Source organism: Streptomyces ficellus (assembly GCF_030406405.1).
In the GTDB taxonomy this organism is placed as follows: domain Bacteria; phylum Actinomycetota; class Actinomycetes; order Streptomycetales; family Streptomycetaceae; genus Streptomyces; species Streptomyces ficellus_B.
The window spans coordinates 42136-67701 of the sequence record NZ_JAUEPL010000019.1 but is presented as its reverse complement, the minus strand read 5'-3'; the positions used below and the strand labels follow the sequence as shown (position 1 = coordinate 67701).

Below are 25566 nucleotides of genomic sequence, written 5' to 3'. Positions count from 1 at the left end.
CCCCTGTGTTGTCGCCGTGTTGCGTACGGCGCAAACAGCCCGGGTATCACCGATTCGGGCAGGGGATCACGCCATCTGCCAGGCATGTGCGAGGAGTTCGGGGAATGACGCTCTGGTACGAAGGGCCCCTGGCCGCATTCGACACGGAAACGACCGGAGTCGACGTCGAGGAGGACCGGATCGTCTCGGCCGCCGTCGTCGTCCAGGACGCGGCGGGCGGACGGGTCCGCGCCACCCGCTGGCTGGTGAACCCGGGGGTGCCGGTGCCGCCCGGGGCCACCGAGGTACACGGGCTGACGGATCATCACCTCCAGCGCAACGGGCGCTGGCCCTCACCCGTGATGGAGGAGATAGCGAGGCTGCTCGCCGAGCAGTGCGCGGCGGGCAGACCACTGGTGGTGATGAACGCGCCGTTCGATCTGACGCTCCTGGACCGGGAGTTGCGCCGCCACCGCGCGTCGTCACTGTCCCGGTACCTGCAGAACGTACCGCTGTGCGTCCTGGACCCACGGGTGCTGGACAAGCACTTGGACCGGTACCGCAAGGGCCGCCGTACGCTGACGGATCTGTGCGCGCAGTACGACGTGGCGCTGGAGGGCGCGCATGACGCGGCCGCGGACGCGACGGCGGCGCTGGAGGTCGTACGGGCGGTGGGGCGCCGGTACGCGTCCCGTCTGGAGCGGCTGACGCCGGCGGAGCTGCACACCTTGCAGGCCGTGTGGCACGCGGCGCAAGCGCGGGGCCTCCAGGCGTGGTTCGCGCGCAACGGCTCTCAGGAGGCGGTCGATCCGGCCTGGCCGCTGCGGCCGGAGCTGCCGGCGGCGGCCGCGTGAGTCCGCCCGGGGAGGCTCCTTGGATGCCGAAAAGCCGGTCCGTACGGTGACGGACCGGCCTTTCCCGGTGGGCGATACTGGGTTCGAACCAGTGACCTCTTCGGTGTGAACGAAGCGCTCTCCCACTGAGCTAATCGCCCGGGAACGCACTGAACCATACAGGTCCGGGCGGCTCTCGTTCAAACCGGTTTCCCACCGATTCGTTCACGCCGCACGGCCGACGTGGGCGGCCAGCCCACGGCGCCCGGCGCGCATCATCAGCGTGTGGTTGGCGCGGAAGGCCGGCCTGCCGGGCAGGGCGAGGAGCCGCAGCAGGGGCCGCCGGACGTCGACCTCCTGCTCGTAGACGGCGCGGGCGCGGCCCGCGCCGTGCGCGGTGACGGTCCAGCGGGCCCACCCCTCCATGTCACCCGCGAGGCAGGACTCCAGCACGCGGGCCACGGGGTCCCGGCGCCGTTCGGTGAGGGTGACGACGAGGTCGTACGGGAGGAAGGACCGGAATCGGGCGGTGCCGGTGCGCTCGTCGAGCCGGGCCACCTCGCGCACCTGCGGCCACCAGCTCGGGTACTCCTCGGGCCGCTCCAAGATCGCGTAGACGGTGTCCGGCGGGGCGGGCACGTCCCAGACGCTGCGGAAACGGAAGTGGGACCAGTTCATGGTCCCAGTCTGCATCGATGTGGCATGCTCACGCCGCGCGGTCGACTGTGGACCGGGACACGGAAGCGGGACACGGAAGCGGGACACGGACGGAACGCCGGAGGCCCTGGAGACTGATCCGGTCTCCAGGGCCTCCGGTCCGGGTGGTGGGCGATACTGGGTTCGAACCAGTGACCTCTTCGGTGTGAACGAAGCGCTCTCCCACTGAGCTAATCGCCCGGGCGCACCGCAAACATTACCGCATGTCAGCGGGTGCCCCCGACCACCGAGGGCGGCTCGGTGCGGGCCGCCGGGAGGTCATCGGCCGGTGTTCCAGGGCATGGCGAATCCGTACTTCCAGAGATAGACGCCGACCAGCACCGCGATGATCACCAGGCCCACCGTGGTGAGGATGATGTTGCGCCGCCGCACCTTCGGGTCGATGGCCTTCTGCGCCGCCTCGGTCACTTTCCGCTTCGTCCAGCGCAGGACGAGCTGCGCCCAGACGAATTCGGTCGCCCAGATCGCCATACCGCCGAAGATCACCAACCAGCCGGGGCCGGGCAGCACGAGCATGGCCGCGCCGGCGGCCACCACGGCCAGGCCGACGAGGAACACGCCGACCTGCCAACTGAGATGCAGCGTCCGGCGCGCCTTGATGAACTCGGGCGCCCGGGAGCCGAGCGCCGGCTCCGCGCCCACCTCTTCCGTCACGTCCCCCCTCGCGGGTGCTGTGGTCACCTGTGGGGTGACCTTCCCCCGCTCGTCACTCTCCGCATTCATAGGGCCTAACCTACCCGACTTCGGCCGAGCACCGGAATGGACGCATAAGGGCCGGTTGCACACCGCCATACGAGGTACCTCAAGGGCCACAAAACAGACAGAGGGGTTTACAACGGCACCGTAGGTGGCATGTCGATTTCGCCGACGTGCGAATCCCCGAGCGCACACTGAGCGAAAGGCCCTGGCGCTTATGAACACCACGGTCAGCTGCGAGCTGCACCTGCGCCTCGTTGTATCGAGCGAGTCCTCACTGCCTGTACCGGCGGGCCTGCGGTATGACACGGCCGATCCGTATGCCGTGCACGCCACCTTCCACACCGGAGCCGAAGAGACGGTCGAGTGGGTGTTCGCCCGCGACCTTCTCGCCGAGGGGCTTCACCGGCCCACAGGCACCGGCGACGTCAGAGTCTGGCCGTCCCGCAGCCACGGCCAGGGCGTCGTCTGCATCGCGCTGAGCTCCCCGGAGGGGGAAGCCCTGCTCGAGGCCCCGGCACGCGCCCTGGAGTCGTTCCTGAAGCGGACCGACGCCGCGGTGCCGCCGGGCACCGAGCATCGTCACTTCGATCTCGACACGGAGCTCTCGCACATCCTGGCCGAAAGCTGAGCCAGGCCCGAGAGCCGCACGGCGCCGTCCGACTCGGGGCGACGGCGCCGCGCGGAGACCTCGTACGGCCGTTCGCGGCCTGATACGACGACACCGGCGCCGTCACCGCGGAAACCACCGCGGTGACGGCGCCGCCGCGCGTTCCCGGCGGCCGTGCGCCCTGTCCCCCACGCGACCCCGGCGGCCCGTGGCACCCGGTGGGCGAGCCGCTAGAGTCGGCGCCATCCGGCGGGCGCCCGCCCGCGGCAGGCCAGGGAGCGAATCGTGCTGATCCCCCACGACACCCGGATCGCGCTCGACACCGTCGTCGATCTGATGAACACCGCGCCCCAAGGCGAGCGGGGCGACGAGCTCGGGGACGTCGCGGCCCTGTACGCGTTCGTGCGGAGCCACGACATCAGCGGCGTCGGCGAGCTCGGCGAGCAGGATCTGAGGGCCGTACGGGACGTAAGAAAACGATTTTCCGAGGTGTTCTCGGCGCCCGAGGCGCGGACCGCGGCCGAGCTGATCAACCAGCTGGTGGCCGCCGCGGGCACCACCCCCCAGCTCACAAACCACGACGGCTACGACTGGCACGTGCACTACTTCGCGCCGGGCGCGTCGGTGGCGGACCACCTGGCCGCGGACTGCGGCATGGCGCTGGCCTTCATCGTGGTGGCCGGTGAGCAGGACCGGCTGCGCCGCTGCGAGGCACCGGACTGCGGGCGGGCCTTCGTCGACCTGTCACGCAACCGCTCGCGCCGCTACTGCGACAGCCGTACGTGCGGCAATCGCCTCCATGTCGCGGCGTACCGGGCACGCCGCAAGGAGGCGGCGGCCGGCTGACCCCGGCCGCCGGACGCCGCCGGCCGCGGCGAGGCTCACAGCACGAAGAGATCGTGTACGGCGGCCATCAGCAGCAGACAGCCGATCACCGCCAGGAAGATCACCAGCGGCGGCTGGGAGAGCGCGAAAAGGCATCCGCGTCGCTCTCCGGGGATCTCCGCAGGCATCTCGGCGGGAATCCCGGTGCGGAACGCGGTGGGGGCTTCGGTGGCGGGGGACGGCTCCCGCGAGGTTTCCGGCATCTCGCGGGAGATCATGGCGCAGGCCACCACCCACGTAAGGGTGAAAACCCCCTGATCGGTACGCCGGTTCACTCCATCCCGCGCATGGCGGTTTGACTTACGTCAGATGCCGTGCTTCTTCAGGATGGCCTCGATGTCGCTGAAGTCGTCGTTGGCGGCCGTGGCGCCGCGCGGCTTCGCCGTGGACCGCTCACCCGCCCCGAGCGACGGCGCGGACGCGCCCGGCGCGGTCGCCTCGCGCTCCCGTGCGGCCCCGGCCGCCTTGCGGTCCTTGCGCGTACCTCCCCGGCGCCGTTCGACGGCCCGGGTCGTCGTGAACAGCACCCAGGACAGGCCGAGGACACCGAAACCGGCCCACGCCACGGGGCTGAAAGCCGTCCTGGCCAGCCACTCCACTGCGCCGGTCATCACCAGTCCGAGCGGCACCAGCGCGTACGCGGCGATACGGGCGGCCGTCAGGAACCTCTTGCGGTACGCGGTGATCGCCGCGATGCCCAGCCCCGCCGCGGACACCGCAGAACAGATCGTCTCGGCAAGCATCCGGTCCTCCAGGCGTGCGGCGGGCGATACGTCCCTTCCATCCTGCACCGGGCGGCGGCGTGGCGGCCATGGTCCCGGGCGACCTCGGGGAGATCTCCGGGACCGGGTCCTCCTCAGGTCCCGGTTGGGGCGCTCGCGTCCCTGCTGAAAGACTGCCCTCATGAACGACGCCACCACCGAGCGCACCGCCACGCCCGTCGTCCTCGACGTCTGGTGCGAGCTGCAGTGCCCCGACTGTCATGCCGCCCTGGAGGACCTGCGCGCGCTGCGCGCCCGGTACGGGGACCGGCTGGAGGTACGGCTGCGGCACTTCCCCCTGGAGAGGCACCAGCACGCCTACGCCGCGGCGCAGGCCGCCGAGGAGGCGTTCGCGCAGGGGCAGGGCTGGCCGTACGCGGAGGCGGTGCTGGCCAGGACCGAAGAGCTGGCCTCGAAGGGCGAGCCGCTGCTGCTGGAGGTGGCGGACGAACTGGGCCTGGACACCGAGGAGTTCGACACGGCCCTGATCGACGGCCGGCACCTGTTGATCGTGGACGCCGATCAGGCGGAGGGCAAGGCGATCGGGGTGACCGGCACCCCCACGTATGTGATCGGCGGCGAGCGGCTGGACGGCGGCAAGAGCCAGGAGGGGCTGCGCGAGCGCATCGAGGAGATCGCCGACCGTCTTCTGGCCGAGCCGGGCGGTCAGCTCTAGAGCAGCGGCTTGTAGCTGTGGACATGGGTCGTCCGGTAGCCGAGCGACTCATAGAGCCGCAGCGCCGGGGTGTTGCCCGCGAAGACGTGCAGGCCGATCCGGCGCTCCCCGCCCTCCAGGGCGATCCGCTCGGCGAGCAGCATCAGGGCGCGGCCGTACCCCTTGCCGCGGTGGTCGTCGGCGACCTCGATGTCGTACACGAACGCGGCCTCCTCGCCGGGGGCCAGCTCCCGGCGGCCGGTCCACAGGTGCGCGACGGGCACACCCTCCCGCACGGCCACATGGAAGGCGGTGCCTTCGGTGGCGAGTCCGGCGGGCAGGTTCTCGCGGCGGCTCACCTCCGCCTTCGCCCTGGCCCGCTCCGCCGCTACGCCGCGCTCGGTCCAGCTGCGCGCGAAGCTCTCCGTGGACCGGTCCTCCCACACGCGGTACTCCGCCTCGCTCATCGGCCGGACCTCGACGTGGGCGGGCAGCTCGGGGGGCGGTCCGGTGAGGTCCTTGGCCATGTTGCGGCTGCGTTCGGTGTAGCCGAGGGCGCTCGCCATGCGCAGCGCGGCCGTGGCCCCGGCCGGTACGGAGATCACGACCTGGTCGCAGCCCCAGCCCCGCAGCACCTCCTCGGCGGCGAGCGCGGCCACCGTGCCCCGGCCGCGCCGGCGGTCCGGCTCGTCGACGCGCAGCGAGCGGATCACCCCGGCCGCCCGCCCGGGTCCGGGCATGGTGCCGAGTTCGACGGCGCCCACGGGGCGGCTGTTCACACAGACGTCGTAGGAGCGCGATCGGGCGCCGTCGGCGGTCTGCTGGAGCGGCCCGGTCGGCCGCAGGGTGGTGGTCATCGGGGATGTTCTACCCACCGTGCGGCCGTCGCGTCACATCTGGGCGGCCCGCTCCGCGAAGATCCGCATGGCCTTGGCGGTGACCGGTCCGGGCGCGCCGGGCAGCTCGCGCCCGTCCAGGCGGTGGACCGCCTGGACGTCGCGGAGGGTGGAGGTCAGGAAGATCTCGTCGGCCCGCTCCAGTACGTCGAACGGCAGGTCGGTCTCCTGGGCGCCGGTCCATTCGACGGTCAGGGCGCGGGTGATGCCGGCGAGGCAGCCCGAGGCGAGCGGCGGGGTGTGGAGCCGGCCGTCCAGGACGACGAAGACGTTGGAGCCGGTGCCTTCGCAGAGCTGTCCGACGGTGTTGGCGAACAGTGCCTCGGACGCGCCCCGCTCGTGTGCCCTGGCGAGGGCGACGACGTTCTCCGCGTACGAGGTGGTCTTCAGGCCCGTCAGGGCGCCGCGCTCGTTGCGCGTCCAGGGGACGGTGATCACGGCGGTGGTGTCGGGGCGGTACGTGGTCTCGCCGAGGGCGACGACGAGGGTGGGGCCGGTGTCGCCGCGGTCGGAGCCGAGCGGGGAGACCCCGCCGGTGTACGTGATGCGCAGCCGGCCGAGCGGCATGGGGTTGGCCTGAAGCACGGCCGCGCAGGCCCGGCGCACCTCGTCGAGGTCCGGGTCGGGCAGCCCGAGGCCGCGCGCGGAGCGGGTGAGGCGGTCCAGGTGCGGGTCCAGCGCGAAGGGCCGGCCGTCCACGGCCTTGATCGTCTCGAAGACGCCGTCGCCCACGGTCAGGCCGTGGTCCAGTACGGAGACCCGTGCGGCGTCCGCGTCGTACAGCCCGCCGTTGACCCACAGCTTCATGTCGTGATGGTCCTTCCGCTCGCCTCGTACCTCCCCGACGCTACCGCCAGCAGCCGGGATGCCTTCAGTTCGGTCTCGGCCCACTCGCGTTCGGGGTCGGAGCCCCAGGTGATGCCGGCGCCGGTGCCGAAACGGAGGGCGCCCTCCGCGCGGTCGATCCAGAACGTGCGTATGCCGACGGCCAGCTCTCCGGTGCGGCGGTCGGCGTCGACCCAGCCGATGCCGCCGCAGTATGGGCCGCGGGGGGCGGTCTCCAGCGCCTCGATGATCTCCAGCGCGCTGGACTTGGGAGCGCCGGTGACCGAGCCGGGCGGGAAGGTCGCTTCCAGCAGGTCCTTCCACCCCGCCTTGACGGACAGCTCGCCGCGCACGGTGGAGACGAGGTGGACGAGGCCGGGGTGCGGCTCGATCGCGCAGAGCGCCGGGACCGTGACGGAGCCGGTGGCGCAGACCCGTCCCAGGTCGTTGCGGACCAGGTCCACGATCATCACGTTCTCGGCGCGGTCCTTGTCCAGGAGGTCCTGCGCGGTCCTGCCGGTGCCCTTGATCGGGCCGGACTCCACGGTGGAGCCGTCGCGCCGCAGGTACAGCTCGGGCGATGCGGTGGCGATCTCGACCCCGTGGGCGGGCAGCCGAATCGTTCCGGCATAGGGGGCGGGGTTGCCGCGCGCGAGGAGCGCGGTCAGGTCGTCGATGTCGGCGGCCTCGTCCGGGAGGGGCGCGCTGAGCACGCGGCAGAGGTTCGCCTGGTAGACCTCACCCGCCGCGATGTGCTCCCGGATCCTGCGTACGCCCGCCATGTACGCGGCGCGGTCCAGTGACGACGTCCAGTCACCGGCGGCGGGGCCCCGCCAGGCGCCCGGCACGGGCGCGGGTACCGGCGCGGGACGGACGTCACCGAAGCGGGCGCAGGTCAGGCGGCCTTCGAAGTCCGCGGAGACGGCCCAGAAGCCGGCGGAGTCGAGGGCCTCGGGGTCACTGGTGACATCCCGCAGATCGGTGGCCAGGAGGCCACCGAAACGGGCCAGAGGAGGGAGGTCGTGCACGGATGCGAGTCTATGGCGGTCCCGGGCGGGGCGTACGCGGCCGGTCTCCGGCTCCGTCCGCGGGAGCGGTCCCGTGGCTTTCCCGGCGCCGCCCCTGGCACTGTCCCGATACCGTGTGTGCGCCGCCTGTCGCACTTCGGGCCGGGGTCAGCGCAGCACGCTGCGCAAACGCGTTTTTGTACTGGACCGGGAATCCGCTAGAGTTCAACACGTCGCCGGGACGCGCAAGCGGATCGGAAACGACAAGCGGACGTGGCTCAGTTGGTAGAGCATCACCTTGCCAAGGTGAGGGTCGCGAGTTCGAATCTCGTCGTCCGCTCGACGTGGGGGATCTTCCCGAACCCCTGCACTCCTGGTGGAGTGGCCGAGAGGCGAGGCAACGGCCTGCAAAGCCGTCTACACGGGTTCAAATCCCGTCTCCACCTCCAAGGACGATTAGCTCAGCGGGAGAGCGCTTCCCTGACACGGAAGAGGTCACTGGTTCAATCCCAGTATCGTCCACTGATCCACAAGGATCGGTCCGCAAGGATCCCCGCGCGATTAGCTCAGCGGGAGAGCGCTTCCCTGACACGGAAGAGGTCACTGGTTCAATCCCAGTATCGCGCACGCAGTGTCCATGATCCTCGAATTACGGATCATGGTCCCGAGGACGATTAGCTCAGCGGGAGAGCGCTTCCCTGACACGGAAGAGGTCACTGGTTCAATCCCAGTATCGTCCACACAGCCCGGAGCCCCGGCCGCGTCACGCGGCCGGGGCTCCGTCGTTCGTCGGGCCCTTCCCTCAGGAGGAGAAGAGCATCCGGCCGAAGCTGCGCTGGTGACCGTGGCGGCCGTGGTGGCCGTGGTGCGGCGCGCCCCAGGCGGGAGCGGCCGGGGCCGGGTAGGCCTGCGGGGCCGGCGGCGCGGGCGGGGCCTGCTGGACCCACTGCGCCTCCAGGCGGGTCAGCGCCTCCAGCTCGCCGTAGTCGAGGAAGATCCCCCGGCAGCCGCTGCACTGCTCGATCTGGACGCCGTTGCGGTTGTAGGTGTGCATGGGCGCATGGCACTTGGGACACTGCATGCTTGGCTCAACTCCTCGCCGTCGGGATGATGTCCACACCTTACGACGAGACTTCTCGGGCCAACTCGGGCGGGAGGGTGGCGATTCGGGCACACGCGTCCACAACGCTCAGCTCGACCTCGTCCAAGTCGCGCCTCTCAACGGTGCTCTTGGCGATGGCGAGGGCGGCCGTCTGGACGGTCAGCGCGCGGGCCGGAACGTCCAGCCGGGGCCAGGGGTCGCCCTCGGGGGGAACGGCCGGGCCGCCGGCCGCGCGGTACGCGCCCAGGAACCGGCTCCACACGAGGGGCGGCAGGAGGCCGGCCGCATACCAGGCGGCGGGCCGGGCCAGGTCCCACGCGGGGTCGCCCATGCCGAGATCGTCCACGTCGATCAGCAGCCAAGGGCCGGTGGCGGCGGGGTGGCGGATGAGCTGGCCGAGGTGGAGGTCGCCGTGGCAGAGGCGTTCGGGCCCGGGCGGGGGACCTTCGCCGCGGGCCCACCCGGGCAGGCGGCGCCAGGCGGCGCGTACCGGCGCGGCGGCGGGGTGCGGCCCGGCCGCCCCCATGCGCGCCACGGCCCGGGCCGCCTTGGCGGGGCCGCGCATGGGCGGCAGCGGGGCGGGGAGCTCGGCGGGCGGTACGGAGTGGAGCCGGGCGAGCAGGGCGGCGGCGTCCTCCCAGGGAGCGGCGTCCGGATCGGCGGGGTCGACGGGCGTGCCGTACGGCCAGGCGGTGACGGGGCGGCCGTGGACATCGGGGGCGGTGACCGGCAGGGGCGGCAGGAGGATGCCGGCGAGTCGCGGGTGAGCGGCGACGGCCAGCCGGGCGCGGTGCGCCGCGATGTCGGTGCCCGGCGCGTGCGCCTTGGCGACGGCTCCCCCATGACGCACGACGGTGCCGTCGTCCCGGTCGGCCAGCACGGCAGCGGCCGCGCTGCCTCGGCAGGCTCGGCAGGGGGCGGCCGGGGGCGGTACCGCCGGGGGATGCGCGGGCAGGGGCGGTGCGGACGTGGCCGGTGCCGGCGGGGCGGGCTGGTGCGCGGCGACGTGCGCGACGGCGGCGAGCTCGCGGACGAGTGGGGGGATCTCCTGCTGCACGCCCCGACCCTACGCGCCGGCACAGCCGGCTTCGGGGGAACAAAGCGGTGGCCGGCAGCTCCCCAGCTGCCGGCCACCGCTGCCGTCCGCCGCACCCCCGTCCCCACGGGGCTGTTGGCCGGATGTCCCTGACCCGGGCCGCTCACCCGGGTCCGGGGCGCCGCTCAGCGCCCCAGCATCACGCCCACGGACGACGCCTGTGTGACCACTGCCTCCCAGCCGCCGAAGACGACCACCAGGAGCGCGGCCAGAGGAAGAACCATCGCTGTCGCCACCAGCGGGTGACGCCTGCCGGACGGACGGCCGCCGAACGAGGCGACCGCCTTGCGTCCCTGCGTGCGGATCACCGTCCGCGAAGCCGTGTCGGCCATGGTCCCTCTCCTGTCGTATCTGGCGGCGGCGGGTGTCCGACCTCGGGGGACGAGTGCTGCCACCCGCCGCTTGACCTCAACATTAGGGAGCCGGAGCGACCCTGGCGTCATGCCCGCGTACCGATTCCCGGGCCTCCCGGAGGATGACCCGCGGCCGCCCGGCGTACTCCCCTGGGTGGAGACGGGGGCCTGGGCCTGAGGGTCTTCCCGGAGGGGAAGGGGCTGTTCCGGGGATGGGTGACATCCCTCACTCCACTGCCCTCCCCCCGTAACCCCCTGGTCTCCCTTCACATCGCGCCGTCCCCCGCGCCATGGAGTCAATCCCCCTTCCACGGCGCAGCGTTGGCAAACCGCACAGGTCCGCCGGCGGGGGTAGGCCGGGCCCTGACCACTCCTCAAGTGTGCCGCCCGGCACTGACAATCGATCGCCTCGCGAGGGCGCGGCCTATGAGCGCACTGGGGCGTGGGTACGTAAGCTGTGCCACGTCACACGGACACTGGGCAGCGGGGATGGACATGGCGATGATGCGGCTCCGGCGCGAGGATCCGCGTGTCGTCGGCTCGTTCAGGCTCCACCGGCGGCTGGGCGCGGGCGGCATGGGGGTCGTGTACCTCGGTTCCGACCGGCGCGGGCAGCGGGTGGCCCTGAAGGTGATCCGGCCGGATCTCGCCGAGGACCAGGAGTTCAGGTCGAGGTTCGCCCGCGAGGTGTCGGCCGCGCGCCGCATCCGGGGCGGGTGCACGGCGCGCCTGGTGGCGGCCGACCTGGAGGCGGAGCGTCCGTGGTTCGCCACGCAGTACGTGCCCGGGCCCTCCCTGCACGACAAGGTCGCCGAGGAAGGCCCCCTGGGCGCCGCCGACGTGGCCGCCATCGGGGCGGCGCTCTCGGAGGGCCTGGTGGCGGTCCACGAGGCCGGGGTCGTGCACCGGGACCTCAAGCCGTCGAACATCCTCCTGTCGCCCAAGGGCCCGCGGATCATCGACTTCGGTATCGCCTGGGCGACCGGCGCGTCCACGCTCACCCACGTCGGTACGGCGGTGGGCTCGCCCGGCTTCCTCGCGCCCGAGCAGGTGAGGGGCGCGGCGGTGACTCCGGCGACGGACGTGTTCGCGCTCGGTGCGACGCTGGCGTACGCGGCGATGGCCGACTCGCCCTTCGGACACGGAAGTTCCGAGGTCATGCTCTACCGGGTGGTGCACGAGGAGCCGCAGTTGCAGGGCGTGCCGGACGCCCTCGCGCCACTCGTACGGGCCTGCCTCGCGAAGGACCCGGAGGACCGGCCCAGCACCCTGCAATTGTCCATGCGGCTCAAGGAGATCGCCGCGCGGGAGGCTCAGGGCCTGCCGGACGGGCGCCCCGTCACCCCGCGCCCGGCGTCACGGCCCGTGGACGACCGGCCCACGGGGCGGCTCACCGAGCGGTACACCGAGCGCACGATGGAACGCACCACCGAGCGCGGTGGTGGCGAGCGCGGCACGCATGGGCGTACGCACCGGACGCCCGCCCCGGGGCCCGGGGCGCGGGCTTCCCGCACCTCGTCGTCCCGCACCCAGTCACGGACCGGCGGCGGCCGGACGGCGTCCCGGCCCGGCGCGCGCACGGGCGCGGGCGGGCGTACGGGCGCGGGCGGGCGTACGGGCACGGGCGGGCGTACGGGCACGGGCGGGCGCCGGCCGGCGAACCCGCGACTGCTGCGTCAGCGGATCTTCGTCTTCGTGGTGGTGACGCTGATCGTGCTGCTGGGGATCGCGGCGGCGCAGGGCCTCCAGGGATAGCCGGCGGCTCTCAGGCCCCGGGGCGGTCGGTGGCCACGGCGTAGAAAGCGACCGCGGCCGCCGCGCCCACGTTGAGCGAGTCGACGCCGTGCGCCATCGGGATGCGTACCCACGCGTCGGCCGCGGTCAGCGCCTTGGCGGACAGGCCCTCGCCCTCCGCGCCCAGCATCAGGGCGACCCTGTCGAGACGGTGCGGGGCCGCCTCGTCGATCGGGGTGGCCTTCTCGTGGGGGGTCAGCGCGAGCAGCTTGAAGCCCGCCCCGCGTACCGTCTCCAGACCCCGGGGCCAGGTCTCCAGCCGGGCGTACGGTACGGAGAAGACGGCGCCCATCGACACCTTCACCGAGCGGCGGTAGAGCGGGTCCGCGCAGTCCGGGGAGAGCAGCACCGCGTCCATGCCGAGGGCGGCGGCGCTGCGGAAGATCGCGCCGATGTTGGTGTGGTCGTTGACGCCCTCCATGACGACCACCCGGCGGGCGTGATGGAGCAGTTCGCCCGCCGTGGGCAGCGGCGTGCGCTGCATGGAGGCGAGCGCGCCGCGGTGCACGTGGTAGCCGGTGACGCGCTCGGCGAGGTCCGGCGTCACCACGTACACGGGCGCCGGGACCTCCTCGATGACGTCCCGCATGACGTCGACCCACTTGGCCGACAGCAGCATGGAGCGCATCTCGTACCCGGCCTGCTTGGCGCGGCGGATGACCTTCTCGCCCTCGGCGATGAACAGCCCCTCTGCGGGCTCGCGCCTGCGCCGCAGTTCGACGTCGGTCAGGCCCGTGTAGTCGCGCAGGCGCGGGTCGTCGGGATCGTCGATGGTGATGAGCTCGGCCACTGGGTGATACGCCTTGTCGGGGGTTGGGTGGGGTAGGGCGGTCGTCGGGGGTGGGGCGGTCGTCGGGGGTGGGGTGCCGGCGTGTTACTTCGTGTTCTTGTGCGGGCCTTCGGCGACGACCGGGCCGATGACGATGACCGCCGGCGGGCGTACATCCTCCGCCTTCACCTTCTCCGCGACCGTCGCGAGCGTCGCGTCCACGCGGCGCTGCGTGGCCGTCGTGCCCTCCTGGACCAGTGCGAGCGGCGTGTCCGGGGCCTTGCCGTGGGCGACCAGCGCCTTGGCGATCGCGCCGATCTTGTCGACGCCCATCAGGATCACCAGCGTGCCGCGCAGCTTGGCGAGGGACTCCCAGTCGACCAGCGAGCGCGGGTCCTCCGGCGCGACATGGCCGCTGACCACCGTGAACTCATGGGCCACCCCGCGGTGCGTGACCGGGATGCCCGCCGCGCCCGGAACGCTGATCGAGCTGGAGATGCCCGGCACCACCGTGCAGGCGATGCCGGCCTCGGCGAGCGCCTGCGCCTCCTCCATACCGCGCCCGAACACGAAGGGGTCGCCGCCCTTGAGGCGGACCACGGACTTACCCGCCTTGGCGTGCTCGATCAGCGCGTTGTTGATCGCCTCCTGCGCCATGAAACGGCCGTAGGGGATCTTCGCCGCGTCGATCACCTCGACGTGCGGCGGCAGCTCGTCCAGGAGGTCGCGGGGGCCGAGGCGGTCCGCGATGACCACGTCCGCCTCGGCGAGCAGGCGGCGGCCGCGGACCGTGATCAGGTCCGGGTCGCCGGGGCCGCCGCCGACGAGGGCGACGAACGGGGTACGGGAGCGGTGGTGCGGAGCCGCGATCGAGCCGTCGCGCAGCCCCTCGACGATCGCGTCCCGCACGGCCGCGGAACGGCGCGGGTCGTGCCCGGTCAGCACGGCCACCGTGACGCCCTCGCTGCGGCCGGTCGCGGGCGTCCACGCCGTGGCCGCCTCGGCGTCGTCGGAGCGTACGCACCAGGTGCGGGTGCGCTCGGCCTCGGCGGAGGCACGGGCGTTGGCCTCGGGATCGCTGGACGCGATCAGGGCGTACCAGGCGTCGGCCAGGTCCCCGTCCTCGTACCGGCGGCGCTCCCAGCGGATCTCGCCCGCCTCCGCCATGGCCTCCACCGAGGGGGTGGCGGACGGCGATACGAGCGTGACGTCGGCACCGGCCGCGATGAGGGCGGGGAGCCGGCGCTGGGCCACCTGCCCGCCGCCGATGACGACGACACGGCGCCCGGAGAGGCGAAGTCCGACGGGGTAGGCGGGGTGCTCGGCGTACTCGACCATGGCGGTGCGGGCTCCTCGGGCGGGGTGTTGCTCTGTGCGGCGGCCGCTGCGACGGTGAAGCGGCTGGTGGGGCGGGGGGTGAGACGTTGCGGACCACGATACGGGTCGCGGCGGCGACGCGGGCGGGGGCGTTGGGTGGGGTGGGTGGGGTGGGTGCCCCGGTGGGCGGTGCCCCGGGCGTGGGGACATGCGGGCATGGGGCCCGGGGTGTTCGGGTGTGCCCGGTGACGGGTGCGCTGCGGGGATGCTTTGGGGCCTGCCTTGGGGCGGTGCCTTGGGAGGGGTGCTCGGCGGTGGGCTCCTGGCGGTGGGCAGGGGCGGGGGCCGGGTGCTCCGGTGGGGGCTCGGACTGCGCTTCGCGCCTTTGCGTCCGAGCACCCCTCACCTCGACCTCGGCCCCTCACACCGCGGGGCTCACTTCTCCGTGACGCCCGCCGAGTCGAACGTGGCCACCTCGTGCATGGCCCGGGCCGCGCTCTGGATCACCGGGAGGGCCAGCAGCGCGCCGGTGCCTTCGCCGAGGCGGAGGTCCAGGTCGACCAGGGGGCGCAGGCCCAGCTTGTTGAGGGCCGCCACATGGCCCGGCTCCGCGCTGCGGTGGCCCGCGATGCAGGCCGCGAGGGCCTCGGGGGCGATGGCCCGGGCGACCAGCGCCGCCGCGCCCGCCGAGACGCCGTCGAGGACGACGGGGGTACGGAGGGACGCCCCGCCGAGGATGAAGCCGACGAGCGCGGCGTGCTCCAGGCCGCCGATGGCCGACAGGACGCCGATGGGGTCGGCCGGGTCGGGCTGGTGGAGTTCCAGCGCGCGGCGTACGACGTCGACCTTGCGGGCGTGCATCTCGTCGTTGATGCCGGTGCCGCGACCGGTGACCTCGGCGGCGTCGATGTCCGTGTAGACCGAGATCAGCGCGGCGGAGACGGTGGTGTTGGCGATGCCCATCTCGCCGGTGAGCAGCGCCTTGTTGCCCGCCGCGACCAGGTCGCGGGCCGTCTCGATGCCGACCTCGACCGCCGCGAGCACCTCCTCGCGGGTGAGGGCCGGGCCGGTGGTGAAGTCGGCCGTGCCGGGGCGCACCTTGCGCGGCAGCAGACCCGGCGTGGCCGGCAGGTCACCGGCGACGCCGACGTCGACCACGCAGACCTCCGCGCCGACCTGGTTGGCGAACGCGTTGCACACCGCGCCGCCGCCGAGGAAGTTGGCCACCATCTGCGCCGTGACCTCCTGCGGCCAGGCGGTGACGCCCTGGGCGTGCACCCCGTGGTCGCCCGCGAAGATCGCGACGGCCGCGGGCTCCGGGATCGGCGGCGGGCACTTCCGGGACAGGCCCGAGAGCTGAGCCGAGATGATCTCCAGCATGCCGAGCGCGCCGGCGGGCTTGGTCATCCGCTTCTGCCGCTCCCACGCCTCACCGAGCGCCTTGGCGTCGAGTGGACGGATGTTGGTGACGGTCTCCTGGAGCAGGTCGTGCGGCTCCTCGCCGGGCAGGGCACGGCGGCCGTACGTCTCCTCGTGGACGACCCAGGACAGCGGGCGGCGCTTGGACCAGCCCGCCTGCATCAGCTCCGGCTCCTCCGGGAATTCGTCCACGTACCCCACACAGAGGTAGGCGACGACTTCCAGGTGCTCGGGCAGGCCGAGGGCCCGGACCATCTCACGCTCGTCGAAGAAGCTCACCCAGCCGACGCCCAGCCCCTCGGCGCGGGCGGCGAGCCACAGGTTCTCGACGGCCAGCGCGGAGGAGTACGGCGCCATCTGCGGCTGCGTGTGGCGGCCCAGGGTGTGCCGGCCGCCCCGGGTGGGGTCGGCGGTAACGACGATGTTGACCGGGGTGTCGAGGATGGCCTCGATCTTCAGTTCCTTGAACTGCTTGGCCCGGCCCTTGGGGAGCGACTTGGCGTACGCCTCGCGCTGGCGCTGGGCGAGTTCGTGCATCGTGCGCCGCGTCTCGGCGGAGCGGATGACGACGAAGTCCCAGGGCTGCGAGTGGCCCACGGACGGCGCGGTGTGCGCGGCTTCCAGTACGCGGAGGAGGACCTCGTGCGGGATCGGGTCACTGCGGAAGCCGTTGCGGATGTCGCGGCGCTCGCGCATGACGCGGAGGACGGCTTCCCGCTCGACGTCGCCGTAGGCGGGGGCCGGGGCGGTGGCGCTTTCCGTGTGCCGCGTGTTGTCGCTGTGCTGGGTGCTGTGGGTGTTCTGCCCGTTGTCGGCGGCTGCGGCCTCCTCGGGCTCCTCGGCCACGGGCGCGGTAACCACCGGCTGGGGGGCCAGCGGTTGTTCGGCGGCCGGAGGCTGCTCGGCCATCGGGAGCTCGTCGGCCATCGGGGGCTGCTCCACCGGGGCCGGCTGGGCGACCGGGGGCTGCTCGGCGGCCAGCGGCTGTGCGGCGGGCTGTTCGGCCGGGACCGCCTGCTCGGCGGCCACAGGTTGTTCGGCGACCGCGGGCTGTTCCGTTACGGGGGCGGGCTCGGCCGCCACGGGCTCCGCCGGTGCGGGCGCAGTCGGCTCCGGGGGCGCCGGTGCCACGGGCTCCGCGGGTGCCTCGGGGGCGGCGGCGACGGGCGCGGCGGCTTCGGCTGCGTTGGGGCCGCCGTCGCGCGGGGCCGGGACCGTGGCGACGGGCTCGGGCGCCGTGGCGACGGGCTCGGGGGCCGTGGCAACGGGCGCAGGGGCCGGGGCAGGCGCGACGGGTTCCGGGGCGGGAGCTGCGGCGACGGGCTCGGGCGCCGTGGCGACGGGCTCGGGGGCAGGAGCGACGGGCGCAGGGACCGGGGCTGCGGCGACGGGTTCCGGGGCTGCGGCGACGGGCTCGGGCGCTGCCTGTGGGGCCTGCTGCTCCGGGACGGGCGGGGCGACCGGTTCCGGGGCGGGCGGGGCGACCGGTTCCGGGGCGGGCGGGGCGACCGGTTCCGGGGCCTGGGCCTGCTGCTCCGGGGCGACGGGCTCCGGGGCGGGGGCGACCGGGTCTGCGGCCGGCTGCGGCACCGGGGCGAGGTGCGGGGTGGTCGGGACGGAGCCCTCGACCTGGACGAACCGGGCGGCCGGCGCGGGGGCCGGTTCCGGAACGACCGTTTCTGCTGCCGCGGGCTGCGGCTGCGCCGACCACGGTTCCGCGCTCTGCGGCGGGAGCTCGCCGAGCTGGGGCCCCGGCAGTACGGGCGCGGGCTCCTCGCGCGGCACGTCCAGGTACTCCAGACCACCGGAGGTCGCGGGACCCGGGTTCGCCGGGCCGCGGTCCGCGAGGGAGCGGACCACGCCGCCCGAGGTGTCGGGAACCGGCGGGCCCATGTGGAGCGGCCGCCGCGCGGGCTCCGGCTGCGGCTGCGGCTGCGGCTGCGGCTCCGGCATGCGTACGCCGCCCAGGTCGACCGAGCCGGAGTCACGGCCACCGGCCTCGTGGGCGTCCACCTGGGCGACGGGCGCCTCGTACACCGGAGCGGGCTGCTCCTGCGCGACCGACTCGTACACGGCCTGCTGCGCCTGCTGCGCCTGCTCCGCGATCATGGCCGCGCCCACCGGGTCCACGTGGGTGTGCGGTTCGCTCCACGCGCCCTGCGAACCGGGCATCAGCAGCAGGTCGTCGTCCTCGGCAGCGGTCTCGGAGGGATCCAGGAAGGTGTACGCGCCCGGAGCGGGGATGCCCGGCTGCTCCACCATGCCTGCGTTCTCCGGCTGCCCCTCGCCCGGGACCTGGCCGGTGTCAGTCATGCGTACCCCTCGCCCATCGGTTGTGCTCCTTCAGACCATCGCCCGCCAACAACAACGAGCGTGCGCGCCGCGCGGCACGAACGGCACGCGGACATCACGTATTGTCGCGGCCTTCGGCCGCCGTGGTAGCGAGATCCGCCACCCTCGGCTGTGGACTGCGCCACGTCGCGCGTCCCCCGGTAGCGCTGTACCACATTCCGCACCCCAAAAGGGTCACTTTTTCGGGACATTGGCGAACGAACCACCGAACACCCGGCTGCGGTACAACGATCGGCCAGCCTACCTGCCGTCCCGTAGTGGCATGGTCACGGGGAGGGGGCGGGCCTGTGCCCGGACAGCAGGAAGACGACCGAGCGGTCGCGTTCCGACCAGGCACCGGCGTCCAGTTCGACGGACTGGAGCAGGACGCACTCGACCGCGTAACCCCCGTCCGCGAGCGCCGCGCCGATGGCCTCGGCCTCGTCGCGGGTGGTGGCGTGGGTGACGATCCGTTCGGGGCGGCGGTCCGCGCAGGCGGTGACGACGGCCGCTCCCCCGCCCCCGATCCGTACGACATCGGGCTCCGGCAGCCGCTCCAGCACGTGCGGCGCGCGGCCGGCCACGGTCTCGAGCTGTACGCCGAAGTGGCGAGCGGCGGCCTCGGTGCGGGCGCAGGCGCCCGGGTCCTCGTCGACCGCGATGACGGCCGCGCCGAACCGGGCGGCCTCCACGGCCAGCGCTCCGGCGCCGCAGCCGATGTCCCAGACCAGGTCGCCGGTGCGCGGGCCGAGGCGGGCGAGCTGCGCGGCGCGCAGACCGGCCGCCTCGCCGGTGCCGAGCTCGCCGCCGTACGCGTGCGGGGGCAGCCCCCAGCCGCGTACCGGCCCGGGGTCCCGGCCCATCAGCCATCCGCCGCCGGGTGCGGCCGGTGCGGCCCCGGCGGGGGCGCCGCCGATGACGATGACGACGTTGGGGTCGCGCCAGGCGTGGTCGGCGGCCTTGTCGGAGGTGAGGACGGTGACCTGTTCGCGCGCGGTGCCCAGTTCCTCGCAGATGACGAAGGTGCGGTGGACGCCGTCGAGGAGCAGGGCGAGCTCGGCGGGGCCGGCGCCCGGGGAGGTGAGGACGGCGACCTTCGGGTGGGCCCGGCAGACGTTGACGGCGCGGCGCAGCGTACGGCTGTGGGCGACGACGATCTCGGCGTCGTCCCAGGGCATGCCGGCGCGGGCGAAGGCGGCGGCGACGGAGGAGACAGCGGGCACCACTTCGACCTCCAGGCCGTACTGGGGTGCGCGCAGGGTGCGTACGACGCCGAAGAAGCCGGGGTCGCCGTCGGCGAGGACGACGGCGGTGCCGCGGTGGCCCGCGATGCGGCGGGCGGCGAGGTCGACGCTGCCGAGGCGGATGCGTTCGGCGGTCGGCGGGACTTCGGGGAGCGCCAGGTGGTGGGCGGCTCCGGCCACGAGGGTGGCGGCCGAGAGGGCGGAACCGGCGGCCGTGGTGAGGGGCGAGCCGTCCCAGCCGATCACCGTGACCCGGTCGGCCATCTTCGTCTGTCTCCTGGGGTGTTGGTGCGGGTCGTGGGGCGCGTGGTGAGGGTACCTCGGGCACCCGGGGAACCCGGCACCTGGGGAAACCCGGCACCTGGGAGAACCGGGTGTCAGTTCCAGTCGGTGAAGGAGGAGTATCCGGTGTCGGCGACCTGGTCGGCGGCGCCTTCGAGGTCCTCGGGGAGCAGGCTCCACACGATCAGGTCGGTCCTGATGTCGGTCCAGCCGCCGTCCTCGGTCTGGGTCCTCGCTATCCAGGCGTTGCGCAGCACACCCTCGCTGATGCAGCCGATCTTCTGGGCGACCTGCTGGGAGGCGGTGTTGTCGGCGGGGGTGCGCAGCTCCAGTCGCTCGAAGTGCTGGTCGCGGAAGAGCCATTGGGCGACGGCGAGGACGGATTCGGTGGCGTATCCCTCGCCGCGGGCCCAGGGGGCGGTGACGTAGGCGACTTCGGTGGCGCGGGTGCGCCAGTCGGTGTTGCGCAGGTCGATGGTGCCGACGAGCCGCTGGGTGAGGAATTCGGTGACGGCGAGGACGACTCCGCGACCCTCGCCGCGTCGAGCAGGAGCGATCCTGCGGACCCACTCCTCGGAGTCGGCGGTGGTGTACGGGTGGGGTACGGAGGTCCAGGCGACGACCATCTCGTCGTTCATCATCTCGGTGTGCGCGAGGATGTCGGACTCCTCGTAGGGGCGCAGCACCAACCGTTCCGTGCTGATGGAGATGTCCGGAAAGGTGGTAGTCATGCGCAGCTCCATGCCGGGGACCGTCCGTAAAGGCCGTGGACGCACAGCATGCAGCATGCAGCCGGTGGTGCGCATGGGCGGGTCGGTACGGATGCGTCGATACGGCACAGGCCCCGCGCACCGGACGGGGTGCGCGGGGCCTGGGGCCGGGACGGGCGGGGTTACTTCACCGCGCCGAAGGCCGGGATGATCGAGCCGTCCTTGTAGGTGTCCTCGATGTACTTCTTCACCTCGGGCGAGTTGAGGAGCGTGGCGAGCTTCCGCACGCGGGCGTCCTTCTCGTTGCCCTTCTTGACGGCGAGGAAGTTGGCGTACGGGTTGCCCTCGGCCTTCTCCAGCGCCAGGGCGTCCTTGGCAGGGCTGAGCTCGGCCTCGATGGCGTAGTTGCCGTTGATGACGGCGGCGTCGACGTCGTTCAGGGCGCGGGGCACGGTGGCGGCCTCCAGCTCCTTGAACTCCAGGCCCTTCTTGTCCGTGATGTCGGAGAGCTTGGCGCCGGAGCCGACGCCGTCCTTGAGGGTGATGACGCCGTTGTCGGCGAGCAGCTTGAGGGCGCGGCCGCCGTTGGTGGTGTCGTTGGGGACGGCGACGGTCTGGCCGGCCTTCAGGTCCTTGAGGTCCTTGAGCTTCTTGGAGTAGAGGCCCAGGGGCTCCAGGTGGACGTTGACGACCGGGACGATGGTGGTGCCGTTCTTCTTGTTGAAGTCGTCCAGGTACGGCTTGTGCTGGAAGTAGTTGGCGTCGACCTGGCCCTGCTGGGTGGCGGTGTTGGGCAGGACGTAGTCCGTGAACTCCTTCACCTCCAGCGTGAGGCCGGCCTTCTTCGCCAGGTTGTCCTTGACGAAGGTGAGGATGTCGGCGTGCGGGGTCGGGGAGGCCGCGACGACGAGGGGCTTGGACGCGTCGGCCTTGCCGCCTTCGGCCTTGGACGACGGGTCGGAGGCCGTGCCGCAGGCGGTCAGGCCGAGGGTGAGGACGGTGATGCCGGCGAAGGCCGTGGTGAGCTTGGTGTGCTTGACGGACCTGATGGGCTTGATGTTCTTACGCACGAAAAGTGCCTCTTTCTGGTGGTGCGGACAACGCCCGGACAAGGAGTGCGGGCTGCTTGGGGTGAGGTCAGGAAGCGGTGCGGCCACGGCGGGCGAGGAGCCGCACGATGCCGTCGCCGACGAGCTGGACGACGGTGACGATCACGATGAGGACCACCACGGTGACCAGCATGAACTGGGTGTCGAAGCGCTGGTATCCGTAGGTGATGACCTTGGCGCCGAGGCCCTCGCCGCCGACCGCGCCGGCCAGCGCCGAGTAGCCGATGAGCACGATCACGGTGGTGGTGACGGCGGAGACGAGCGACGGCAGGGCCTGCGGGAGGAGCACCTTGCGGATGATCGTCGGGATCGAGCCGCCCATCGACTGGACGGCTTCCACCAGGCCGTGGTCGACCTCGCGGATCGCGGTCTCCACGAGGCGGGCGAAGAACGGGATGGCGCCGATGGCGAGGGGCACGATCATCGCGGTCGGGCCGATGAAGGTGCCCACCACGAGAGTGGTGAAGGGGATCAGGGCGACCAGCAGGATGATGAACGGCAGCGAGCGGCCGATGTTCACGATCGCGCCGACCACCTTGTTGACGACGGTGTTCTGCAGCAGTCCCCCCTTGTCGGTGAGGACCAGCAGGACGCCGATCGGCAGTCCGCCGATGACCGAGACGACGGTGGCCCACAGCACCATGTACAGGGTGTCGATGGTTCCCTGGGTGAGCAGGGGCTGCATCTCCGACCAGCTCACTTGGCGATCTCCTTGACCAGCTTCGGGGCGTTCTGGGCAGGTACGGCGGCCTTCTCCTGCACGTCGGCGTCGGCGTCGGCCTCTGCGTCTGCGTCTGCGTCTGCGCCTGCGCCTGCGCCGGCGTCTGCATCGGCGTCCGGGGCGACCAGCTCGGCCTGGAGACCCTGCTCGCGCAGGAAGCCGATGGGGACGACGTTCTCCTCGTAAGGGCCGGGGAGTTCGATCCGCATACGGCCGATTTGCCGGCCGCCGACGGTGTCCATCGCGGCGCCGAGGATCGAGATGTCGATGTTGTACGTACGGGAGAGCTGCGAGATCACCGGCTGGGTCGCGGCCTCGCCGTGGAAGGTGACGTCCAGGACCGTGCTGCCGGGGCCGGACGCGTCGCCGGTCACCGGGAACAGCTCGTGGGCGAGTTCGGAGCCGGGGGTGGCGAGCAGTTCGGCGACCGTGCCCGACTCGACGACGCGCCCCTTCTTCATCAGGGCGGCCGAGTCGCAGATCTGCTTGACGACGTCCATCTCGTGCGTGATGAGCAGGACGGTCAGGCCGAGCTGCCGGTTGAGGTCGCGCAGCAGCTGGAGGATGGAGCGGGTGGTCTCCGGGTCCAGCGCGCTGGTCGCCTCGTCGGAGAGCAGCACCTTGGGGTTGCCGGCGAGGGCGCGGGCGATGCCGACGCGCTGCTTCTGGCCGCCGGAGAGCTGGCCGGGGTAGGCCCTGGCCTTGTCGGCGAGGCCGACGAGGTCGAGGAGCTCCAGGGCGCGGCGGGAGCGGTCGGCGCCGGAGACGCCGAGGATCTCCAGGGGGAGTTCGACGTTGTCCTTGACGGTGCGTGAGGACAGCAGGTTGAAGTGCTGGAAGACCATGCCGATGCGGCTGCGTGCCCGGCGCAGGTCCTTGTTGGCGCGGCGGCCGCGCCCGGCGAGTGCGGTGAGGTCGGTGCCGTCGACCGTCACGGTGCCGGAGGTGGGGCGTTCGAGGAGGTTGACGCAGCGGATGAGCGAGGACTTGCCGGCGCCGCTCTGTCCGATGACGCCGAAGACCTCGCCTTCGCGGACATGGAGGTCGACGCCGTCCAGAGCGGTGACCTGGCGGCCTCGCGACTCGTAGACCTTGGTCAGGCCCGTAGTGGTGATCACAGGGTTTCCGTCACTGTCGAGTGCACGGCGCGGTGTCCGCCGGGCACGGGGCATTCGTCGTTCCGACGCGCGGCACGGCTGGTTCGGCGGGTGGCCGGGGAGGCGCGTGCGCGGGGCGGGCGTCGCGGTCCGGCGGTTTCGTACGGACGGGGCGACGGCTCGGCTGTCGGGCCTCGCTTCGGGGCGCGAGGCTCAGTCAGGGGCCCTCAGAAGGCGCACATTCGACACATACAACGAGCACCGGGCGTCGTCATCGCCTCGGTCGCACGGGTGCGGCTGCTCGTCGTGGTCATGCGTGCCAGTAAACCAGAGGTGCTTTCGGCCCCTGGGCGGCTGTCCGAATAGCGGACAGCCGCTGTCCCTCATGCGGACGGGCCGCCCACGGCGACGACCGTCACTCCCCCGTCCGTGGCCTGCGCGGATACCGCCGACAGGTCGGGTACGACCACGTCGGCGACGAGCTCGGAGGGGTCGTGCGTTGTGGTCAAGGCCACGGTGGCCATGCCGGCGGCCCGGCCCGCGGCCAGCCCGGCCGGCGCGTCCTCGAAGACCACGCACGCCGCCGGGTCCACGCCCAGCTTCGCGGCGGCGAGCAGATAGGGCTCGGGGTCGGGCTTGCCGCGCGTGATGTCGTCGGCCGCGATGACGACGGGCGCCTCGATGCCGGCCTCGCGCAGCCGGGCCTCGGCGAGCGGCCGCGTCGCGGAGGTGACGACGGCCCAGCGGCCGGCCGGGAGGGAGGCGAGCAGTTCCTTGGTACCGGGCAGCAGCTCCACGCCGCCGGGTACGTCGTCGACCTCCAGCTGTTCGATACGGGCCAGGGCCCCGGCTGTCCGGTCGGCGGGCAGCAGCTCGGCGATGATCTCGACGGCGGGGCGGCCGTGCAGCTCGACACGGGCGAAGTCCTCGGCCGCGATGCCGTACTCCTCCGCCCACCGCGACCAGCAGCGGTGGACGGACTCCAGGGAGGAGACGAGCGTTCCGTCGTTGTCGAACAGGAGGGCTTCGGCGTGGATCTTCATGGTCATCGACCCTACGTTCGCCCCGCCGGGGCCGGTGACACCGGGTCTTTTGGCCCGTAATAGTCTCGTGCGCATGCTTCACGCCCTGACGGTCGCACTCTCCGTGGCCGCGCTCGCCCTGGCCGCCTGGTGCGGCTTCGCCGCGTACCGGGACCAGCCGACGAAGGACTGGCACTTCATCGGCATGGCCGTGGTCACCGTGCTGGCGCTGGCGCAGCTGGTCGTCGGCATTGTGCGGCTGGCGCGGGGCGAGAAGGCCGACGAGGGAACGGCGATCTTCCTGGCGTATCTGATCGGCGCGTTCTGCGCGGTGCCCGCGGCGGGGTTCATGTCGCTGGCGGAGCGCACCCGGTGGGGCTCGGCGACCGTCGCGGCGGGCGCGGTGGTGCTGGCGGTGCTGGAAGTGCGCCTCTTCGACATCTGGGAGCGCTGAGATGACGGGGCGCCGTCTGTCCCGGGGGCCGGGGATGCTGCTGGTGTGGCTGTACGGGGTGATGTCGGTCGGCGCGGTGTCGCGGTCGGCGCTGCAGATCGTCACCGAGTTCGGCCGGGCGCCGCTGGCGTACACACTCTCGGCCATGGCCGCCGTGGTGTACGTGTTCATCACGTACACGCTGGTGCGGGGCGGGGAGAGGGCCCGCAGGGCGGCGCTGGTGTGCTGCGCCGCCGAGCTGGTGGGCGTGCTGACCGTGGGGACCTGGACGCTGGCCGATCCGGGCGCCTTCCCGGACGCCACGGTCTGGTCCGATTACGGATACGGGTACCTCTTCATTCCGGTGCTGCTGCCGGTGACCGGAATCCTGTGGCTGCGGAAGGCGGGGACGGCGCCTACGCGGCCTTCTCCAGCGTGACGAGGGTCAGGCGGGGGCCGGCCTCGCGGGTGGCGACGGTCTCGTACCCCTTCTTGCGGTAGAGGCTCAGGTTGGCCTCGCTGCGGTGGCCGGTGAACAGCTGGTAGCGCTTGGCGGCGGGGTCGGCCGCGAAGTGCAGCTCGATGGCGTCGAGGAGGCGGCCGCCCAGGCCGTGGCGGCGCATGCGTGGGTGGACGATGAGCTTGGCGATGGTGGCGGTGCCGGTGTCGTCGATCCGGCCGCGTACGGAGCCGATCACCTCGTCGCCGAGGCGGGCGACCAGGGCGTGGCCGCGGTCGAGTTCGGCCGTCAGGTCGTCGAGTGACTGGGTGAGGGGCTCGATGCTGTAGTCGCCGTACAGCTCCGCCTCGCTCTGGTAGCACAGGTACTGCAACTTGAGGATCTGCTCGGCGTCCTGCGCGCTTGCCGCTGAGATGGTCACGCTCATGCCCATGAATGCATGC

Annotated in this window: 27 protein-coding genes and 7 tRNA genes; 12 read left to right on the top strand and 22 right to left on the bottom strand. The window is 72.6% G+C overall.

Annotation, left to right across the window (positions count from 1 at the left end; all coding sequences use genetic code 11):
- Positions 1 to 104 precede the first annotated feature (104 nt).
- Entirely contained in the window at positions 105 to 833 is a 729-nt protein-coding gene (locus tag QWM81_RS14920) for a 3'-5' exonuclease (protein ID WP_290112418.1), read from the top strand.
- Between the two features lie 68 nt (positions 834 to 901).
- Here QWM81_RS14920 and QWM81_RS14915 read toward each other — a convergent pair.
- The 4 genes from QWM81_RS14915 to QWM81_RS14900 form a co-directional block, all read right to left on the bottom strand.
- A tRNA-Val gene (locus QWM81_RS14915) sits at positions 902 to 973 on the bottom strand.
- 64 nt (positions 974 to 1037) lie between these two features.
- Complete coding sequence (locus QWM81_RS14910) at positions 1038 to 1490, bottom strand: SRPBCC family protein (protein ID WP_290112417.1); 453 nt, start codon at positions 1488 to 1490, stop codon at positions 1038 to 1040.
- Between the two features lie 144 nt (positions 1491 to 1634).
- Positions 1635 to 1709 (bottom strand) — tRNA-Val (locus tag QWM81_RS14905).
- Between the two features lie 78 nt (positions 1710 to 1787).
- Positions 1788 to 2252 (bottom strand): TIGR02611 family protein, encoded by a 465-nt coding sequence (locus QWM81_RS14900; RefSeq protein ID WP_290112416.1) that lies wholly within the window; start codon positions 2250 to 2252, stop codon positions 1788 to 1790.
- 190 nt (positions 2253 to 2442) lie between these two features.
- On the opposite strand from QWM81_RS14900, the gene QWM81_RS14895 reads away from it, so the two are divergent.
- The gene (locus QWM81_RS14895; RefSeq protein WP_003959770.1) at positions 2443 to 2856 is read left to right on the top strand and encodes an SsgA family sporulation/cell division regulator; all 414 of its coding nucleotides are present in this window, start codon (positions 2443 to 2445) and stop codon (positions 2854 to 2856) included.
- A 264-nt stretch (positions 2857 to 3120) separates the two neighbouring features.
- A complete protein-coding gene (locus tag QWM81_RS14890; protein WP_290112415.1) occupies positions 3121 to 3681 on the top strand; it encodes a CGNR zinc finger domain-containing protein in 561 nt (186 codons plus the stop codon).
- Positions 3682 to 3716: 35 nt separating this feature from the next.
- Here QWM81_RS14890 and QWM81_RS14885 read toward each other — a convergent pair whose 3' ends face one another.
- Positions 3717 to 3938, bottom strand: a complete 222-nt coding sequence (locus tag QWM81_RS14885) for a hypothetical protein (protein ID WP_353938302.1) — start codon at positions 3936 to 3938, stop codon at positions 3717 to 3719.
- Positions 3939 to 4025: 87 nt separating this feature from the next.
- Complete coding sequence (locus QWM81_RS14880) at positions 4026 to 4463, bottom strand: hypothetical protein (protein WP_290112414.1); 438 nt, start codon at positions 4461 to 4463, stop codon at positions 4026 to 4028.
- A 160-nt stretch (positions 4464 to 4623) separates the two neighbouring features.
- Between QWM81_RS14880 and QWM81_RS14875 the strand changes: the two genes are divergently transcribed.
- Positions 4624 to 5157 carry a DsbA family protein gene (locus QWM81_RS14875; RefSeq protein WP_290112411.1) on the top strand — a complete coding sequence of 178 codons (534 nt, stop codon included), beginning with the start codon at positions 4624 to 4626 and terminating at the stop codon, positions 5155 to 5157.
- Here QWM81_RS14875 and QWM81_RS14870 read toward each other — a convergent pair.
- Genes QWM81_RS14870 through QWM81_RS14860 form a run of 3 tightly spaced genes read right to left on the bottom strand, consistent with a single transcriptional unit; the run spans position 5154 to position 7885 of the window.
- Complete coding sequence (locus QWM81_RS14870) at positions 5154 to 5993, bottom strand: GNAT family N-acetyltransferase (RefSeq protein ID WP_290112409.1); 840 nt, start codon at positions 5991 to 5993, stop codon at positions 5154 to 5156. The genes QWM81_RS14875 and QWM81_RS14870 overlap by 4 nt on opposite strands.
- A 33-nt stretch (positions 5994 to 6026) precedes the next feature.
- Entirely contained in the window at positions 6027 to 6839 is an 813-nt protein-coding gene (locus tag QWM81_RS14865) for an aminotransferase class IV (RefSeq protein WP_290112406.1), read from the bottom strand.
- On the bottom strand, positions 6836 to 7885 hold the full coding sequence (locus tag QWM81_RS14860; RefSeq protein WP_290112404.1) for a chorismate-binding protein: 1050 nt from the start codon (positions 7883 to 7885) through the stop codon (positions 6836 to 6838). The genes QWM81_RS14865 and QWM81_RS14860 overlap by 4 nt, the downstream gene beginning before the upstream one ends.
- 246 nt (positions 7886 to 8131) lie before the next feature.
- On the opposite strand from QWM81_RS14860, the gene QWM81_RS14855 reads away from it, so the two are divergent.
- The 5 genes from QWM81_RS14855 to QWM81_RS14835 all read left to right on the top strand — a co-directional run bounded on the left by QWM81_RS14855 (position 8132) and on the right by QWM81_RS14835 (position 8604).
- Positions 8132 to 8204: transfer RNA gene (locus QWM81_RS14855), tRNA-Gly, on the top strand.
- A gap of 35 nt (positions 8205 to 8239) precedes the next feature.
- A tRNA-Cys gene (locus QWM81_RS14850) sits at positions 8240 to 8313 on the top strand.
- Between the two features lies 1 nt (position 8314).
- Positions 8315 to 8386: transfer RNA gene (locus QWM81_RS14845), tRNA-Val, on the top strand.
- A gap of 33 nt (positions 8387 to 8419) precedes the next feature.
- A tRNA-Val gene (locus QWM81_RS14840) sits at positions 8420 to 8491 on the top strand.
- 41 nt (positions 8492 to 8532) lie between these two features.
- Positions 8533 to 8604: transfer RNA gene (locus QWM81_RS14835), tRNA-Val, on the top strand.
- Positions 8605 to 8666: 62 nt separating this feature from the next.
- Here QWM81_RS14835 and QWM81_RS14830 read toward each other — a convergent pair.
- The 3 genes from QWM81_RS14830 to QWM81_RS14820 all read right to left on the bottom strand — a co-directional run bounded on the left by QWM81_RS14830 (position 8667) and on the right by QWM81_RS14820 (position 10394).
- Positions 8667 to 8945, bottom strand: a complete 279-nt coding sequence (locus tag QWM81_RS14830) for a TFIIB-type zinc ribbon-containing protein (RefSeq protein ID WP_290112403.1) — start codon at positions 8943 to 8945, stop codon at positions 8667 to 8669.
- Positions 8946 to 8985: 40 nt separating this feature from the next.
- A complete protein-coding gene (locus QWM81_RS14825; protein ID WP_290112401.1) occupies positions 8986 to 10023 on the bottom strand; it encodes a phosphotransferase family protein in 1038 nt (345 codons plus the stop codon).
- Positions 10024 to 10187: 164 nt separating this feature from the next.
- On the bottom strand, positions 10188 to 10394 hold the full coding sequence (locus tag QWM81_RS14820; RefSeq protein ID WP_290112399.1) for a hypothetical protein: 207 nt from the start codon (positions 10392 to 10394) through the stop codon (positions 10188 to 10190).
- Positions 10395 to 10910: 516 nt separating this feature from the next.
- On the opposite strand from QWM81_RS14820, the gene QWM81_RS14815 reads away from it, so the two are divergent.
- A complete protein-coding gene (locus tag QWM81_RS14815) occupies positions 10911 to 12170 on the top strand; it encodes a serine/threonine-protein kinase (RefSeq protein ID WP_290112398.1) in 1260 nt (419 codons plus the stop codon).
- A gap of 10 nt (positions 12171 to 12180) precedes the next feature.
- Here QWM81_RS14815 and QWM81_RS14810 read toward each other — a convergent pair whose 3' ends face one another.
- The 9 genes from QWM81_RS14810 to QWM81_RS14770 all read right to left on the bottom strand — a co-directional run bounded on the left by QWM81_RS14810 (position 12181) and on the right by QWM81_RS14770 (position 24251).
- Complete coding sequence (locus tag QWM81_RS14810; protein ID WP_290112397.1) at positions 12181 to 12999, bottom strand: TrmH family RNA methyltransferase; 819 nt, start codon at positions 12997 to 12999, stop codon at positions 12181 to 12183.
- Between the two features lie 84 nt (positions 13000 to 13083).
- Positions 13084 to 14316 carry a uroporphyrinogen-III C-methyltransferase gene (gene cobA / locus QWM81_RS14805; RefSeq protein WP_290112395.1) on the bottom strand — a complete coding sequence of 411 codons (1233 nt, stop codon included), beginning with the start codon at positions 14314 to 14316 and terminating at the stop codon, positions 13084 to 13086.
- Positions 14317 to 14730: 414 nt separating this feature from the next.
- Entirely contained in the window at positions 14731 to 18027 is a 3297-nt protein-coding gene (cobT, locus tag QWM81_RS14800; RefSeq protein ID WP_290112393.1) for a nicotinate-nucleotide--dimethylbenzimidazole phosphoribosyltransferase, read from the bottom strand.
- A gap of 305 nt (positions 18028 to 18332) precedes the next feature.
- Positions 18333 to 19553, bottom strand: a complete 1221-nt coding sequence (cbiE, locus tag QWM81_RS14795; protein ID WP_290112391.1) for a precorrin-6y C5,15-methyltransferase (decarboxylating) subunit CbiE — start codon at positions 19551 to 19553, stop codon at positions 18333 to 18335.
- 113 nt (positions 19554 to 19666) lie between these two features.
- On the bottom strand, positions 19667 to 20314 hold the full coding sequence (locus QWM81_RS14790; RefSeq protein WP_290112389.1) for a GNAT family N-acetyltransferase: 648 nt from the start codon (positions 20312 to 20314) through the stop codon (positions 19667 to 19669).
- A gap of 149 nt (positions 20315 to 20463) precedes the next feature.
- Complete coding sequence (locus tag QWM81_RS14785; RefSeq protein ID WP_435372372.1) at positions 20464 to 21351, bottom strand: MetQ/NlpA family ABC transporter substrate-binding protein; 888 nt, start codon at positions 21349 to 21351, stop codon at positions 20464 to 20466.
- Between the two features lie 67 nt (positions 21352 to 21418).
- On the bottom strand, positions 21419 to 22090 hold the full coding sequence (locus tag QWM81_RS14780; RefSeq protein ID WP_290112387.1) for a methionine ABC transporter permease: 672 nt from the start codon (positions 22088 to 22090) through the stop codon (positions 21419 to 21421).
- The gene (locus QWM81_RS14775; RefSeq protein ID WP_290112385.1) at positions 22087 to 23229 is read right to left on the bottom strand and encodes a methionine ABC transporter ATP-binding protein; all 1143 of its coding nucleotides are present in this window, start codon (positions 23227 to 23229) and stop codon (positions 22087 to 22089) included. Before QWM81_RS14775 ends, QWM81_RS14780 begins: the two co-directional genes overlap by 4 nt.
- 362 nt (positions 23230 to 23591) lie before the next feature.
- Entirely contained in the window at positions 23592 to 24251 is a 660-nt protein-coding gene (locus QWM81_RS14770) for an HAD-IA family hydrolase (protein ID WP_290112464.1), read from the bottom strand.
- Positions 24252 to 24324: 73 nt separating this feature from the next.
- Here QWM81_RS14770 and QWM81_RS14765 point away from each other — a divergent pair, with 73 nt between their 5' ends.
- Together QWM81_RS14765 and QWM81_RS14760 are read left to right on the top strand one after the other, a co-directional pair.
- Entirely contained in the window at positions 24325 to 24684 is a 360-nt protein-coding gene (locus QWM81_RS14765) for a hypothetical protein (protein ID WP_290112383.1), read from the top strand.
- A gap of 1 nt (position 24685) precedes the next feature.
- Positions 24686 to 25102, top strand: coding sequence for a hypothetical protein (locus QWM81_RS14760; protein ID WP_290112380.1), 417 nt, complete (start codon positions 24686 to 24688; stop codon positions 25100 to 25102).
- On the opposite strand, the gene QWM81_RS14755 is transcribed toward QWM81_RS14760, so the two are convergent.
- The gene (locus QWM81_RS14755; RefSeq protein WP_290112379.1) at positions 25080 to 25556 is read right to left on the bottom strand and encodes a GNAT family N-acetyltransferase; all 477 of its coding nucleotides are present in this window, start codon (positions 25554 to 25556) and stop codon (positions 25080 to 25082) included. The two genes, QWM81_RS14760 and QWM81_RS14755, sit on opposite strands and share 23 nt — an antisense overlap.
- Positions 25557 to 25566 lie beyond the last annotated feature (10 nt).